At 53.6% G+C, this 13635-nt stretch carries 13 protein-coding genes and 1 pseudogene; 11 read left to right on the top strand and 3 right to left on the bottom strand.

Annotated elements, in window-relative coordinates:
* Nucleotides 1-278 precede the first annotated feature (278 nt).
* The 3 genes from ACL02P_RS17365 (at nt 279) to ACL02P_RS17355 (ending at nt 3081) form a co-directional block, all read left to right on the top strand.
* Nucleotides 279-1199: a DUF4180 domain-containing protein gene (locus ACL02P_RS17365; protein WP_412837782.1), complete on the top strand. Its 921-nt coding sequence runs from the start codon at nt 279-281 to the stop codon at nt 1197-1199.
* Nucleotides 1200-1296: 97 nt separating this feature from the next.
* Entirely contained in the window at nt 1297-2247 is a 951-nt protein-coding gene (locus ACL02P_RS17360; RefSeq protein WP_009223444.1) for an SMI1/KNR4 family protein, read from the top strand.
* A gap of 342 nt (nt 2248-2589) precedes the next feature.
* The gene (locus ACL02P_RS17355; RefSeq protein ID WP_009223445.1) at nt 2590-3081 is read left to right on the top strand and encodes a pyridoxamine 5'-phosphate oxidase family protein; all 492 of its coding nucleotides are present in this window, start codon (nt 2590-2592) and stop codon (nt 3079-3081) included.
* Nucleotides 3082-3173: 92 nt separating this feature from the next.
* Here the strand turns inward: ACL02P_RS17355 and ACL02P_RS17350 are convergent, their stop codons facing one another.
* The gene (locus ACL02P_RS17350; protein ID WP_412837781.1) at nt 3174-5408 is read right to left on the bottom strand and encodes a bifunctional 2',3'-cyclic-nucleotide 2'-phosphodiesterase/3'-nucleotidase; all 2235 of its coding nucleotides are present in this window, start codon (nt 5406-5408) and stop codon (nt 3174-3176) included.
* A gap of 207 nt (nt 5409-5615) precedes the next feature.
* On the opposite strand from ACL02P_RS17350, the gene ACL02P_RS17345 reads away from it, so the two are divergent.
* Complete coding sequence (locus tag ACL02P_RS17345; RefSeq protein ID WP_260070410.1) at nt 5616-5798, top strand: hypothetical protein; 183 nt, start codon at nt 5616-5618, stop codon at nt 5796-5798.
* 31 nt (nt 5799-5829) lie between these two features.
* Here the strand turns inward: ACL02P_RS17345 and ACL02P_RS17340 are convergent, their stop codons facing one another.
* Nucleotides 5830-7278: an MDR family MFS transporter gene (locus ACL02P_RS17340; protein WP_412838259.1), complete on the bottom strand. Its 1449-nt coding sequence runs from the start codon at nt 7276-7278 to the stop codon at nt 5830-5832.
* A gap of 227 nt (nt 7279-7505) precedes the next feature.
* On the opposite strand from ACL02P_RS17340, the gene ACL02P_RS17335 reads away from it, so the two are divergent.
* The 5 genes from ACL02P_RS17335 (at nt 7506) to ACL02P_RS17315 (ending at nt 11165) form a co-directional block, all read left to right on the top strand.
* Nucleotides 7506-8075: a TetR/AcrR family transcriptional regulator gene (locus ACL02P_RS17335; RefSeq protein ID WP_009223450.1), complete on the top strand. Its 570-nt coding sequence runs from the start codon at nt 7506-7508 to the stop codon at nt 8073-8075.
* Nucleotides 8076-8137: 62 nt separating this feature from the next.
* The gene (locus ACL02P_RS17330) at nt 8138-8959 is read left to right on the top strand and encodes a sugar phosphate isomerase/epimerase family protein (RefSeq protein WP_412837780.1); all 822 of its coding nucleotides are present in this window, start codon (nt 8138-8140) and stop codon (nt 8957-8959) included.
* Nucleotides 8956-9750: an AAC(3) family N-acetyltransferase gene (locus ACL02P_RS17325; protein WP_323078229.1), complete on the top strand. Its 795-nt coding sequence runs from the start codon at nt 8956-8958 to the stop codon at nt 9748-9750. The genes ACL02P_RS17330 and ACL02P_RS17325 overlap by 4 nt, the downstream gene beginning before the upstream one ends.
* A gap of 20 nt (nt 9751-9770) precedes the next feature.
* On the top strand, nt 9771-10688 hold the full coding sequence (gene hprK, locus ACL02P_RS17320) for an HPr(Ser) kinase/phosphatase (RefSeq protein WP_260070448.1): 918 nt from the start codon (nt 9771-9773) through the stop codon (nt 10686-10688).
* A 66-nt stretch (nt 10689-10754) separates the two neighbouring features.
* A complete protein-coding gene (locus ACL02P_RS17315) occupies nt 10755-11165 on the top strand; it encodes a hypothetical protein (RefSeq protein WP_339300713.1) in 411 nt (136 codons plus the stop codon).
* 75 nt (nt 11166-11240) lie between these two features.
* Here the strand turns inward: ACL02P_RS17315 and ACL02P_RS17310 are convergent.
* A pseudogene (locus ACL02P_RS17310) lies at nt 11241-11435 on the bottom strand (LacI family DNA-binding transcriptional regulator); the annotation flags it as partial.
* A gap of 235 nt (nt 11436-11670) precedes the next feature.
* Here ACL02P_RS17310 and ACL02P_RS17305 point away from each other — a divergent pair.
* Nucleotides 11671-12657, top strand: a complete 987-nt coding sequence (locus ACL02P_RS17305) for a LacI family DNA-binding transcriptional regulator (RefSeq protein WP_009223456.1) — start codon at nt 11671-11673, stop codon at nt 12655-12657.
* A 37-nt stretch (nt 12658-12694) separates the two neighbouring features.
* Nucleotides 12695-13633: a ribokinase gene (gene rbsK, locus ACL02P_RS17300; RefSeq protein WP_412837779.1), complete on the top strand. Its 939-nt coding sequence runs from the start codon at nt 12695-12697 to the stop codon at nt 13631-13633.
* The last annotated feature ends 2 nt before the right edge of the window (nt 13634-13635 follow it).

Genomic DNA, 13635 nt, shown 5'->3' with positions numbered 1-13635 from the left:
GTGCCTTTATGAGTCGGGTACAGGCAAGAATTTGGCCAAACCAACCTGAATAAGGTCTGTGGAGTCCGTTAAGTATTAGGAGCCAACCTATTTTGCTCCAATAACGGCTCTCCTGTCCCTTAGCTCATCCGCACCAATTAGTTCTACTAGCCACCGAGCACCCTTCGTCTTCTTAGCTCACCCAGTTTCTTCTCCCCCTACGCCTTACCCTAGACTATTGCGTTTTAGAAAACATATGTTACTAATAACATACGTTAAACAAAACAGAGGTGAGCAACATGTCGATCAATTACGCGATTTTGGGGATGCTGAGCGCCCGGTCTCTGACCGGTTACGATTTGAAGAAGATCATTCAGGATTCACCGTTTATGCCTTGGTCGGGCAATAACAATCAAATTTACAAGGCGTTAGTTGAGCTGCTGGAGGAGGGCTGGGTGACGAACGAGGTCCAGCATCAAGACAGCGCCCCATCGAAGAAGATCTACACGATCACGGATGCCGGGCGGGAAGAACTGAAGGCCTGGGTACTGTCCCCGCCAGAGCTGCCGGAGTTCAAAAATACCTTCCTCGTGCGCCTCGCCTGGGCGGATTCGTTGGGTGAAGACGAACTGAACGCCCTCCTTACGGGGTATGAGCACGAAATTTATCTGCAGCTCGCCGCAGAGGAGGAGAAGCTGCGCCGGGGTGAGTTTTCCCAGCGTCGCACCCCTCGGGAAGCCTATCTCTGGGATCAAATTCATGGACGGGTTCTGGAGCAATACCGGAGCGAGCTGGACTGGATCCGCCAACTTCGCGAGGATTTGGGGATTCGTTCGAATAAGAAAGGGGAGAAACCTGTGAACTATCAAGTTGTGGAGAAAAATAACCAAACCATCGTGGTCGTCACGTCCGCCGAACCGCCGATCACCACCGGGCAGGACGCGATTCGCCTCATCGAAGCGTGCATCGAGCACAACGCCGGACGGCTCATTGTTTATGCTGAGGCGTTGTCCGAGGATTTTTTCAACTTGAGAACGGGATTGGCCGGAGAGATTCTGCAGAAATTTGTGAACTTCTCGCTTCGGACTGCCCTTGTGGTTGCCGACGGGAGCCTCATTAAAGACCGGATGAAGGACCTGCTCGCAGAGTCCCATCGGGGGAATACTCTTCGGGTGTTTGCCAGCCAAGCCGAGGCGGAGAATTGGTTAGCAGAAAGTTAAGACGGGCAACATTTCAACTCCGATGGGCTTCGCTGGTGATGCATGTCCCGGGAATGGTATAATTTTCTTATGGACAATGCGCTTGGGAGGCCAATCAATGAGAGAAGAGCTATTGGAACAGCTGCAAACGTGGCATGAAGAGGATGAATACGAAAAGATCGTTCAAGCGGTCATGGACGTGCCGGAGGAAGAAAGAGATTATCAGCTGATCAGTCATTTGGGGCGTGCGTTGAATAATCTGGAACGGTACGAAGAGGCGGTTGAGCAATTCCTGAAGATTGCTGATGAGGGTCAGGATGACCCGTTGTGGCATTATCGGATCGGCTTGGCGTATTACTATTTGGATCGGTATGACGAAGCGCGGATCGCGTTTGAGACGGCAGATCGGTTGGAGCCGGGAGACGAGGATACGTTGGAGTTCTTGAGTTGGATCGAAGAGAAGACAGCTGCAGGCGAGGCTGGGGACGAGGAAGCAACATCGGAGTCGTCTGCGTCTGAAGCGGCGGAAGCTAAGGGTTCGGAGGGCGAGCAAATTGCGGCGGAACCGGTCGTTTTCGAAGGGGATTTTGACGCGGAGGGCTTCTGGGACGATGACAATCCTGCGGCAGAGAAGTACGTCTCGGCGCCACCTACAGATGCGCTGGTCGAGTCTGTGGAGGAGTCACTTGTTTTCCGGTTGCCGGCTTTTTATGTGAACCTGATGAAAGTGCATAATGGTGGAATCCCTCGGAACCGATACTTCCGGACTCAAACCGGCGAGACCATCGAGATTCTAGGAATCATGGGCATCGGACGGGAAAAACCGCACTCCCTGTGCGGGGCAGCCGGAAGCCGTGCCACGATCGAGCGGGAAGGATATCCCGAATTCGGTGTGGTCCTCTGCGATACGCCGTCTGACACCGGGGTCGTGATGCTTGATTATCGGGAATCCACCAACGTTGGCGAGCCGGAGGTGGTTTACGTTGAGAAGGCCAGCAAGAAGGCCACTCCTCTCGCGCCGAACTTCGAGGCGTTCGTACGGGGATTGACGGGCGGAACGCAAGAGTAAAAATGTTATTCGTGTATGTAATCCGGACAGAGGTGTTGTCAGGGGGATTTTTTGGGATGGGCAACTGAGCTAACGGACTCCAGAGACGTTAAATGTCCTTGCAGGGGATGTTCGCAGCTCTAACGGACTCACGGGGCGTTATTAGCCAAAGATGAACTCGAATGATGAGAAAAAGAGCCCAATAAGGTACTTGGAGTCCGTTACAACGGGAAATTCTCGGGAAATGGATAAATAGCGCCAATGAGGTCCGTTAGCTCGGGAGCGTGATTAGCGGTTATTTTCAGAAGTTCTGTTCAATCTAACAACAGGTAAGAAAAAATAACCTAAACGGAGTGAACAGACATGACAGTGACAAATAACCAGACGGCGCACCAAGAAGCGGTGGAGACGGTGCGGAAATTGATTAAGGGCATCGACATCGCGATGCTGACCACGGTGACGAAGGAAGGGCTGGTGGCGCGTCCGATGAAAACCCAGGAAGTCGAATTTGACGGGGATCTGTGGTTCCTCACCAAAGAGGAGACGGATAAATACAGCCAGCTGAAGGATCATCCTCATGTGAACGTGTCGTACGTTGGGGATTCCTACGTATCGGTACGCGGGACGGCGGAGGTGGTCAACGACCGGGAGAAGATTAAGCAGTTTTGGAACGCCGCCTATGCCAAGTTCCTGCATACGACCAGCGACGATCCGAATCTAGTCCTGATCAAAGTGAAGGCCGAAGCGGCGGAATATTGGGAAACCGGCAATCTCGTCAAAGTGATCAAGCGCATGTTCTCCCAGCTGACGGGCAAGGAAACGGAAGCGGAGCTGAACAAGACGGTGAAATTGTAGGTGTGCACACCTATCAAGAAAAGCCGCCTCTCGGCGGGTCGGATGACGACCTACAGGAGGCGGCTTTGGCTTTTGGGTTTAAACCGCTGTTCTTATTTCTTCACCGGAATCAAAATCTTCTGTCCAATCCGGATCAAGTGCGGATTCTTCAGTTTGTTGTACTTGGCCAGTGCTTGCCACGTCGTGCCGTGCTCCAGTGCAATGTGGTACAACGTGTCACCCTTCTTCACGATGTGGACGATGTCCTTCTCAGTTGCAGGAGCAGGTTCAGGCTTCGGCGTAGGGGCCGGTGTTGGTGCAGGTGCAGGTTCCGGTGTCGGTTCTGGCGTTGGCGTTGGTTCCGGAGTCGGGTTCACCGACTCCGCTGCCGAGCTCAGCTTGAACTTGGCATAGCCGTCTTCCGTATTAGTTACATACTCCAGGTTGCCGGCCTTCGCAGCGGCTTCCTTAGCGGCTGGCGAAGTTTCGAACGTCACGTTGGCGTTACCGAACGGAGCGAGCGACCAGTTGCCGTCTGCCGTCGGGTTGATCGTGCCGTTCTCACGGATGTAGTCGATGATGACTTGGCGGTTCTCATCCGGCGAAGCCAGGATGATGCGCTTGCCGTCCGGGTTCGCAAATTTGCTGGACGACGCGCGATAGTTGTTGCTGGCGACAACGAATTTTTGCTCAGGATCAATCGGCTTGCCGTTATAGGACAGATTCACGATCCGGCTGGCTTTTTCATTGACCAAGTTGCCTTTCGCATCGTATTTCGCCGGTTGCGTCACGTCGATTTGATACGTTACGCCGTCGATCACATCATAGTTATACGTAGGGAAATCGTAGTTCACCAATTCTTGCTCTTCCGTTTTGTTCGGATCGATTTGGTTGAACTGTCCGGCGGACCATTCGAGCCATTCCTTAAGCTCGGCGCCGGTTACCAGCACAGCGTTTACTGTGTTGGAGTACAGGTACAGGTCGGCTACGTTCTTAATCGCGATATCCCCGGCAGGAATATCCGTATAGTAGTTCGCGCCTTGACGTCCGCCGGCTTTAAATGGAGCGCCTGCCGACAGTATGGGCAATCCTTCGTATTCCGTGCCTTGCAGATGCTTCTCGACGTACCATTTTTGCGCGTTGGTCACGATTTGGATGGAAGGATCGTCCTGAATCAGGGCGAACCAGCTGTTAATTGGAGCCGTTGTCTTGCCCACCGGGCCGCGGATGTATTCCAGGGTAGCTTCGTGGTCCTCTTTAATCGCGTCCCAGATCGTTGGGTCGGCATCTACCAGCGGCTTCTTATTCTCCATATCGTAAATCGGCTTCACAGCGACTTTGGAATTCTTCACCGTCCAAGTATCACCGGATTTCTCCAGCGTCAGGTCGATGATCCCCAAGTTGTTGCCCCAATATCCCGGTTCTACGGCAGGAACACCGTTGATCGTCCCTTTGGCCAGGTCGACGCCGGTTTTGCCTTCGAAGGAAGCGTTCGGGAACACCTTATGCGCGTGACCGAACAGGATCGCGTCGATGCCTTCCACCTTGCTCAGGTAGAGGACGGAGTTCTCCATCAGCGGGGTTTGCGGAATGTCCTCGAAGCCGGAGTGCGGTACCGCGATGATGAGGTCTGCGCCAGCCTTTTTCATCTCCGGTACGAATTTCTTCGCAGTTTCTACAATGTCCTTCGTGATTACTTTCCCTTCCAGATTCGCCTTGTCCCAAGACAGAATTTGCGGCGGCACGAAGCCGATCACGCCCACCTTCAGCGTATGCTTCGCTCCGGTGCTGTCGGTCACCTCTTTATCGAGGATGATGTACGGAGTGAAGACATTTTTGTCGTTCGAAGGGTCTTGATCTTTGTCATCAAAATAGATGTTGGCGTTGACGTAAGGGAAATCCGAACCTGCTACCGCCGTATTCAGGAAATCCAGACCGTAGTTGAACTCGTGGTTGCCGAAGTTGCCGACATCATAACCAAGCAAATTCATTGCTTTGTAGACCGGATGGGTCTCGCCCTCTTGCAGCTTGTCTACCGTCGCGACATAGTCGCCCAACGGATTGCCTTGAATCAGATCACCGTTGTCGATCAGCAAGCTGTTCTTCGCTTCCGCACGCGCTTGCTTGATCAGCGTGGCGGTCTTGGCCAAGCCGTACTCATCGGTAGGCTTGTCCGCAAAGTAATCGTAGTTCACGATGTTCACATGCAGGTCGGTCGTCTCCATAATGCGGAGCTCGACGGTTGCTGCACTGCTCGTGTCTGCTGCAGACGCCGTGAATGGCAGGGCTGCCAGGCTGGCCGCAAGCAAGGATGCAAGGATAAATTTAGGACTGCGGGATTTGATCAAGTTCACTCCTCCTTCGAATTTGGGGTACTCCCTGACATGTCGGGTGAATTCATGTGCCGACAAAATCGTTTAAAATTTTCCTTAAATATTTTAATGGATCTGGAAGGACTTGTCATGAGGATTTTCGACCAGAAACGCAGGTCTGGATTTTACAAATTGTGTATATTATGGAGGGCTGATATGATATAGCAAAGGGAGGTGGGGGTCATGGGTGAGCATTCTAATAAAGCGGAACTGGAAATTGAGCAACGGCTAAACGAGCTGGAGAAACGCCTTTATTCTCAAGATAAACGGTGGAAGGTCATCAAAAATATTCTCGTGATCATTGGTTCGGTCTGGTTAGCGCTGGTCCTTATTGGTGTCATTCAATTTATTTCGTCCGGATCCTGAATCAACCTAAAAAAGGCGACCTTAGGTCGCCTTAAACTTCTTCTACGGACGGTTGTACGTTTTCTTGCGTTCCTCGGGTTCCCTTCAGCTTTGCTTCGCCTCGGCGATTTGGCATGAAGATCGTCACCGCCAGGATCACGATGCTCAGGATTCCCATGCAAAGATAAGCGTCGTTGGTTCCTAGAATGGTCGACATCTCTTTCAGCTGTGCCTTAGACAAGGTTTGACCTGAATGCATCAGCTCGGCGGCATGACTTTTGGTTCGCGTGGTATAAATGGTGACCACCAAGGCTGTTCCGATCGCACCGGCGACCTGACGGACCGTATTCGTTACGGCCGAACCGTGGGCATTTAACTGCTTCGGCAGAGCGTTGAGTCCCGCGGTATTCAGCGGCATCGTTAAGAAGCTCAAGCCGATGCGCAGTACAATCGTACGGAATACCAGGTACGTATACGACGTTGTTTCCGTTAAATGCGTAACGCCCCAAATCGCCGGAATCGTAAACAACAGCCCGATAATCGCAATCGGCTTGACCCCGAATTTATCCAGCAAACGTCCGGAAACCGGCGACAATAACGCATTAATTAAAGCCCCTGGCAGCAGCAGCAAGCCGGTGTCCAGCACCGAGAAGCCCCGGCTGGTCTGCAAGTAAATCGGCAACAGGATCATATCCGCATACATCACCATTATAATCATAATGCTGATGATCGTGGTGACGGAGTACATCTTTTCCTTAAATACTCGCAAATCCATCAGCGGTGTGGACGAAGTAAACTGCCGCCAGCAGAACATGAACAGGAAAATACCGCCGACAATCAGACACGCCAGCACTTCGGCACTCCCCCAGCCTTTATTTCCTGCATTGCTGAAGCCAAAAAGAAGACCGCCGAACCCCAACGTCGAGTAAATGATGCTGACAAGGTCCAGCTTAGGTTTCGAGGTCTCCGAGACATTCACCATGTATTTCATCGCTAACGGAATGACGATGGTAACCAGCGGCAGCATCCCGATAAAAATCCACCGCCAGGAAAAATGCTCGATCACCAAGCCGGCCAAAGTCGGGCCAATCGCCGGGGCTACGATCATGGCGAGACCGATGAGTCCCATCGCTGCGCCGCGCCCTTCCTTCGGGAAGATCACCATCACGACCATCATCAACAGCGGCATGATAATGCCCGCCCCTGCGGCTTGAATCAACCGCCCCGTTAATAGAAACGGAAAGCTGGGAGCGACGGCGCTAATGAACGTTCCGGCGAGCAGCAAGAGCATGGAGCTAATGAACAACTGCCTGGTCGTGAATCGTTGCATCAGAAAAGCTGTAATCGGCACGAGGATCCCGTTCACCAGCATGAAGCCGGTAATCAGCCATTGCACGGTCGTGGCCGAAATGGCGAATTCCTTCATTAAGTCGGGCAAGGCGACATTCAGGATCGTTTGGTTCAAGATCGATAAGAACGAGCCCAAGAGCAGGACGGGCATCAGGATTTTTTTATTCACATTTGGTGTTGCGGTGTTCACGGTGTTGCTCCTTTCACAAAGGGGAATTCATTGACGGGTAGTCAAGTAATTGATATTCTGTCGATAAAAAATACTACCACGCAACGATTCAAAAGACCATTTACACATTCCGCCGAAGTGTAGACTAATCAACAGTTGACCGGGTCTGTGTTGAATAATTTGCAGATGATCGTCAAAGGAGAAACGAAATGTCGAGCAATAAGGAGCGCAAGGTAGACCCCCGCGTCATTCGGACCAAGCGAATGTTCCGGGAGGCGTTGATCGCATTGCTGCAAGAGAACACCGATCTGCGCAAAGTCACCGTGCAAGGCTTGGCCGATCGGGCGGGGTTAAACCGCGCTACGTTTTACTTGCATTATCGCGATGTGGAGGATTTGCTGGAGCAGCTGACGAAGGAAGTGTTAGACGAGTTGGCCCGGAGAATTCACCCGCTCACCGAGAGCGGCCCGACGAAGGACAACAATCCGCTCGTTTCCTTCCTGGAGGAGATTTACGAGAACGCGGCGTTATTCCAAGTGCTGCTCGAAAATAAAGAGTTCCGCCATCAACTGTTCGAGATCATGATGAACATCGTTTCGACGCGGCGGGAGCGCAGGAAGCCGGCAGATCCCTCCAAGCAAGTTCCGATAGAGGTCATTGCCGCATCGACGCTGGGGATCGTCACCTGGTGGATTGAGGAAGGTACCCCTTATAGTCCGAGCTATCTAGCGAACCAAATCAATCAATTGTATCGAAGAAGCAGTCCATCGAAGGCTTGAGGGTCATGTTGAGCGTGCTCTATCGTTTACCTATGGGATATGAGAAAAAGGAGGAGAGGCAAGTGTCGGCAGGAATTTTGGCGCATTTGTTGGGGAAGCAGCCTTTTCGAGAGTTGGCGGCGAAGGTGGCCGCCTATGAATTTCCTTATGTGCAGTTGGCGTTGTCCAAAGCCATTTCGGACGTGGATTGCTCGCTGGGCAAATTAAGCCCGGGCTTGGCTTCTGAGATCGGCGGCGCGTTTGCGGACCACCGTGTGCGGATCGCCGTGCTGGGCTGTTATGCCAGCCTGATCGACTTGGATGAGGAGAGCTACCGGCACAATGTGGACCGGTTCAAGGAGCATCTGCGCCATGCGCGGCATTTTGGTGCGCCGATCGTGGCGACGGAGGTTGGCAAGCCGGCGGACCCGGAACGATTGCCGGAGTATTGGGTGCGCCTCAACCGCGCATTGGAGGAGCTGGTCGATGAAGCCCAACGCTGGGGCGTCACCATCGGCCTTGAAGCGGCCCAAGGGCACTTGATCGACTCGCCGGAGACGATGGCGCAAACGCTGGAACGCTTCCCCTCCTCCTGTGTGGGCGTCGTTCTCGACCCATGCAATTTGATGAATGCCGCTAACTTCGACCGCCAGGACGAAGTGATCCAGACGGCCTTCGATCTGCTGGGCTCGTGCATCGTCAGCGCCCATGCCAAGGATCTGCGACGCGGCGCAAACGGCGAATTGATAGAAACCGCCGCAGGACTAGGGGAGCTGAACTACCCGCTGTTTTGGAGGCTGCTGGAGCAGCATAAGCCCCTTAGCTTCGTGACACTGGAGGCGGTGACGGAGGAGCAGTGTGCTGAAGCAGCAAGGTTTGTACGAGAGGGGAGGGGCCAAGGATGAGGCATACGAAAGAGAGTTTAATCCGCCAACTGGAGGCCCTAGGGTTGGACAGTGCAGGAACCGTGCTAGTCCATTCCTCCATGAAAAGCCTAGGTGAGGTAGAGGGCGGCGCAGATACAGTTTTGGATGCGTTTTCAGAGTATATGTCGCAGGGGCTGCTGGTGTTCCCCACGCATACTTGGTCATATATCAATAAGGATCGCCCCCGATTTGAGGTGGAGCATTCGCCGGTGTGCGTTGGCATTCTGCCGGAGCTGTTCCGCAAGAGACCCGGCGTCATCCGGTCGTGGCATCCCACCCATTCGGTCGCCGCGTTAGGATGGGACGCTAAGGCGTTTACGGCGGAGGATCATCTGTTTGATACGCCTTGTGCCCGAGGATCCTCGTGGGGGAAGCTGCTCGACCGCAAAGCGACAATTCTGCTCGTTGGGGTCGATTTGAGACGGAATACCTTCATCCATGGGGTCGAGGAGTGGGTGGATATCCCGGGAAGACTCACGGACGATCACGAAATGTTGTACACAATCACGCCGGACGGTGCAGAAATTCCGGTCCCTTCCCGCAGACATTGCGGGTTGCCTTGGTCGGAGCATTTTTGGAAGGTGGAAGAAGTGCTTGAGCATCGAGGTGCCTTGCGCAAGGGGAAATTGGGAGATGCCGTGGTACGGGTCTGCGATGCGGCCGGCGTGGCGGAAGTGATTACGGAAATGTTGAAGGAGGAGCCGGATTTGTTCTCCGATAACGAACCGCTTAAAGATCCGGGACGCTGGATGGGAGGCCGGTCGGAATGAACCGGAAGGAGGAGAATCAGATGAAGACGATTACCGTACAGAAGCTGGTGGACACGTTTAAATTGGAAGTGCTCGCAGGGGCGGAACGGATGGATCGGGAGATTACTCGTCCTCGGACGCATCGGCCGGGGCTGGAGTTCGTGGGATATTTCGATTTTTTTCCAATGAATCGGGTGCAGGTGTTGGGCCGTAAGGAGATCAACTACCTCTTGACGTTAAGCGTGGAGGAACGCAAGCTGCGGATCGGGAACATCGTGAAATATCACCCTCCGTGCTTTATCGTGACGTCCGGGCAGCAGGAGATTCCATATTTAGAGCTGTACTGCGAGGAGGAAGGCATTCCGTTGCTGCGTACGGAAGAGACAGCGACGGAGTTTATCGCCAAGCTGGACAGTTATTTGGTTAAGGCGCTGGCTCCGGAGATCTCGATCCATGGGGTGTGCGTGAACGTCTCGGGGATCGGCATCCTGCTACGCGGCAAGTCCGGCATCGGCAAGAGCGAAACAGCGCATACCCTGATTCGCAGAGGGCACCGTTTGGTCGCAGACGATATTGTCGTGTTAAAAAAATTAAGCCCAACCACGCTGCTCGGAACCCATAACGAAACGACCCGCGAATTCCTGGCTCTACGCAGCATCGGGCTGATCAACGTGGTACGGCAGTATGGACGTCGGGCTTTTCAGGATGAGACACGGATTGTCTTGGATATCGAGCTGGTGCCGTGGCAGGAACATGCCCTCAACAACGAACTGGAGACGGTGCCGCAGTGTACGGAATACTTAGGGGTCCAAATCCCGCACATCGAAATCCAGCTCCAACCCGGCCGGGATGTCGCCGGCCTGATCGAGGCCGCTGCGAACAACTGGTACCTGAAGCAGCTCGGCTACAGCGCTGTGGATGAGTTTATGAAACGGATCGAGGAGGAGATGGGGTCGTAGGGGCTGCTGGCGAGCTCCTATGATCCCAACGAACCCAATGGTGAGTGAGGGAGGTTCAACGCAAAGATGATGTGGAAAGTGAATGGAGTTAGCGTGCTGTATGCTTTTTCCCTATTTGTTCAAGTGGAGCTTCTGATGAATGTGTATCGGCTTGAAAGAGTTACCGGAATCGCCCATATGGATCGTTATGTACCTGTGGCGGTGTTCCTGCTCATTGTTCTGTTCTCCATCCTCGCTTATGTTCTGACGAAGTTCCAGCGAAGCCCGGGGAAACGAAAATACCTGGCAACGATCTTGTGGATTCCTTATTTCCTGCTATTCATCAAAGGGTTTGCCTCCGCCTATCCGATCACCGATCCCCAAGAGGTGCCGCTTCCGGGGATGGGGTTGGTCATGATCGCTGCGTGTGGATTGTATCCGTTTTATATTGCGGGTTTGACGTTGTGTGCGGATCTTAGAGCAAGAGAGGTCTGGTAGTGTTTGGCGAGGTTTAGTATTAAGCAGTAAGAAATGGGTTCAGAGGTTCACAATTTTGGGGGATTTTGTCTCTCTGAAGAGGACGATCGTATAGGACCTTTTCATCACCAGGCTTTTGGCGCTGTAATTGGGAATATAGTTTAGTTCGGCGGCGATTTTTTCAATCCACTCACGAGTCTCTTTTTTGATCAGCGGGTTTCCGTTCAGCGCTCTTGATACGGTGGTATGCGAGACGCCGGCGACCCGCGCGATATCTTTAATAGTAACCATGGCACCTCGCTAAAAACGAAGATTACAACCTGCTGTTTGTGGATTCGACAAGCCGGGTTGCTTTTTTTTCGCCGGCATGGTATATTTACAGCAAGAAATGTGGTACCGTTACCACATTCAAATAACAAATCTTAATTCTATATGTATAAATTTTCCGTAATATGTTATTTAAATTTTTGTGGTACCGATACCATGTTTAGCGGCGGGAGGGATTGTTATCGCAACGATTCGTGATGTGGCCAAATTGGCTGGCGTGTCCGTCTCGACCGTATCGCGTTATTTGAACAAAAGCGGTTATGTCAACGCGGAAACGCAGCGGTCGATCAAAGCCGCGATCGAGAAGCTCGATTATGCGCCGAATCAGGTGGCGCGGGGGCTGGCCGGAAAGAAGACGAAGACGATTGCGCTCATTTTGCCGGATATTTCGAACCTGTTTTTCTCGGATCTGGCCCGAGCGGTGGAGGACGTCGCCGCCACTTACGGATATACGGTGATTTTGGGCAATTCGGACGATCAGGGGGATAAGGAAAGACGATATATCGAAACGCTCAAGAAGAAATATATCGACGGCTTTATTTTCGCTTCCCAGACGTTTGGACCCGGCGATGCGGAAATGCTGACCAAGCTCGGCATTCCTTACGTTTGCCTGGACCGCGGCCCGTCGGAGCAAAGCTCCAGCGTCGTCCGATCAAAAAACAAAGAAGGCGCGGAGATGGCGGTTCGGCATCTGCTTGAGATCGGCTGCCGGAAAATCGCCCACATCTACGGCCCGCAGCATTTGATCACCGGAAAGGAGCGGCTGATCGGCTTTGAAGAGGAGGTGCAGCGGTTTAATTGGTACACGCCGACCTTGCTTGAAGAAGGCGACTTTCGGATTCGCGGCGGGATGAACGCGACCGAGCGGCTGATGCGGCGTCACCCTGATATCGACGGCATTTTTGCCGGCAACGATCTGATGGCGATCGGCGCATTGAAAGCGCTTAACCGCATGGGCATCAAAGTTGGCAAGCAGGTGGCGCTGTGCGGCTTCGACGGCATCCAGACGACGGAAATTACGGTGCCCGAGCTGACGACGATCGCGCAGCCGATTTATGAAATGGGCGCGCTGATTTCGCGCCTGCTGATCAAGAAGATCGAAGGCACGCTGGAGGAGGATCGGCTTTACGAGCTTGACGTGAAGCTGATCGCCAGAGACTCGACGTTGGCGTTTGATCCTAAATAAGATAAAGATACCCAATTTTCAGGAAGGATAGAGTGCGATGAATAAACCGAAAGTGGCGGTCATTGGCAGCTTGAATATGGATATTGTGGTGGAAACGCGCCGGCATCCGCAGGTTGGGGAAACGCTGCTTGGCGAACAGATTCGCTTCATCCCCGGGGGGAAAGGAGCGAACCAGGCGGTTGCGGCGGCGCGGCTTGGCGCGGAGACGGCGATGATCGGCGCGGTTGGCGAGGACGCTTTTGGCCGGGAACTGCTCGAAGCTCTGCGGCAGGATGGCGTTGACATCAGCGGCGTGAAGCGCCTGCCCGGCTGCACGACGGGCGTAGCTTCGATTTATGTCGCGGAAGGAGACAACAGCATCGTGGTTGTGCCCGGCGCAAACTACCGGGTGAGCCCGGAGGACATCGATGAGAACGAAGACAAGCTTCGCCGGGCGGATATCGTGCTGCTGCAGCTTGAAATTCCGGTGGACACCGTCTTCTACGCGGCGCAGAAAGCGAAGTCGCTCGGCAAGACGGTCGTGCTGAATCCCGCGCCCGCGCAGCCTTTGCCGCCGGAATTATTCGGCTATGTCGACTACGTTACGCCAAACCGTACGGAGCTAAGCCGTTACACCGGTATGGATGCGGACGGGACAAAGCTTGCGGCGGCGATGCGGCGTATGAAAGAGATGGAAGCTAAGCACATTATTACGACGCTTGGAGCGGACGGTTCCGCTTATTTGACGGAGGACGGCGAGGTGCGAACCGTCCCGGGCCATCAGGTTAAGGTGGTGGATACGACGGGAGCGGGTGACTGCTACAATGCCGGTTTGGCCGTATCGCTCGCTAAGAGACGGAGCTTGCGCGAAGCGGTTGAATATGCGGCGCTCGTATCCGCGCTCTCCGTTACGAAATTCGGCGCTCAGGCGGGCATGCCTTCCGAAGCGGAAGCGGAGCGGTTCGCCGCAAAGCTGAAAACCAAGACAGGAGAATGAGC

The organism is Paenibacillus sp. MB22_1, assembly GCF_047200555.1.
Classification (GTDB): domain Bacteria; phylum Bacillota; class Bacilli; order Paenibacillales; family Paenibacillaceae; genus Fontibacillus; species Fontibacillus phoenicis.
The sequence above is the reverse complement of the archived record's forward strand: the minus strand, read 5'-3'. Positions and strand labels throughout refer to the sequence as shown.

Bases quoted from the DNA above. Each gene is read 5' to 3' on its own strand.
- ACL02P_RS17340 (WP_412838259.1), bottom strand. From the start codon at position 7,278: ATGCCCGTCCTGCTCTTGGGCTCGTTCTTATCGATCTTGAACCAAACG.
- ACL02P_RS17345 (WP_260070410.1), top strand. From the start codon at position 5,616: ATGGGTGAGCATTCTAATAAAGCGGAACTGGAAATTGAGCAACGGCTA.
- rbsK (WP_412837779.1), top strand. From the start codon at position 12,695: ATGAATAAACCGAAAGTGGCGGTCATTGGCAGCTTGAATATGGATATT.
- ACL02P_RS17355 (WP_009223445.1), top strand. From the start codon at position 2,590: ATGACAGTGACAAATAACCAGACGGCGCACCAAGAAGCGGTGGAGACG.
- hprK (WP_260070448.1), top strand. From the start codon at position 9,771: ATGAAGACGATTACCGTACAGAAGCTGGTGGACACGTTTAAATTGGAA.
- ACL02P_RS17315 (WP_339300713.1), top strand. From the start codon at position 10,755: ATGATGTGGAAAGTGAATGGAGTTAGCGTGCTGTATGCTTTTTCCCTA.
- ACL02P_RS17325 (WP_323078229.1), top strand. From the start codon at position 8,956: ATGAGGCATACGAAAGAGAGTTTAATCCGCCAACTGGAGGCCCTAGGG.
- ACL02P_RS17360 (WP_009223444.1), top strand. From the start codon at position 1,297: ATGAGAGAAGAGCTATTGGAACAGCTGCAAACGTGGCATGAAGAGGAT.
- ACL02P_RS17365 (WP_412837782.1), top strand. From the start codon at position 279: ATGTCGATCAATTACGCGATTTTGGGGATGCTGAGCGCCCGGTCTCTG.
- ACL02P_RS17335 (WP_009223450.1), top strand. From the start codon at position 7,506: ATGTCGAGCAATAAGGAGCGCAAGGTAGACCCCCGCGTCATTCGGACC.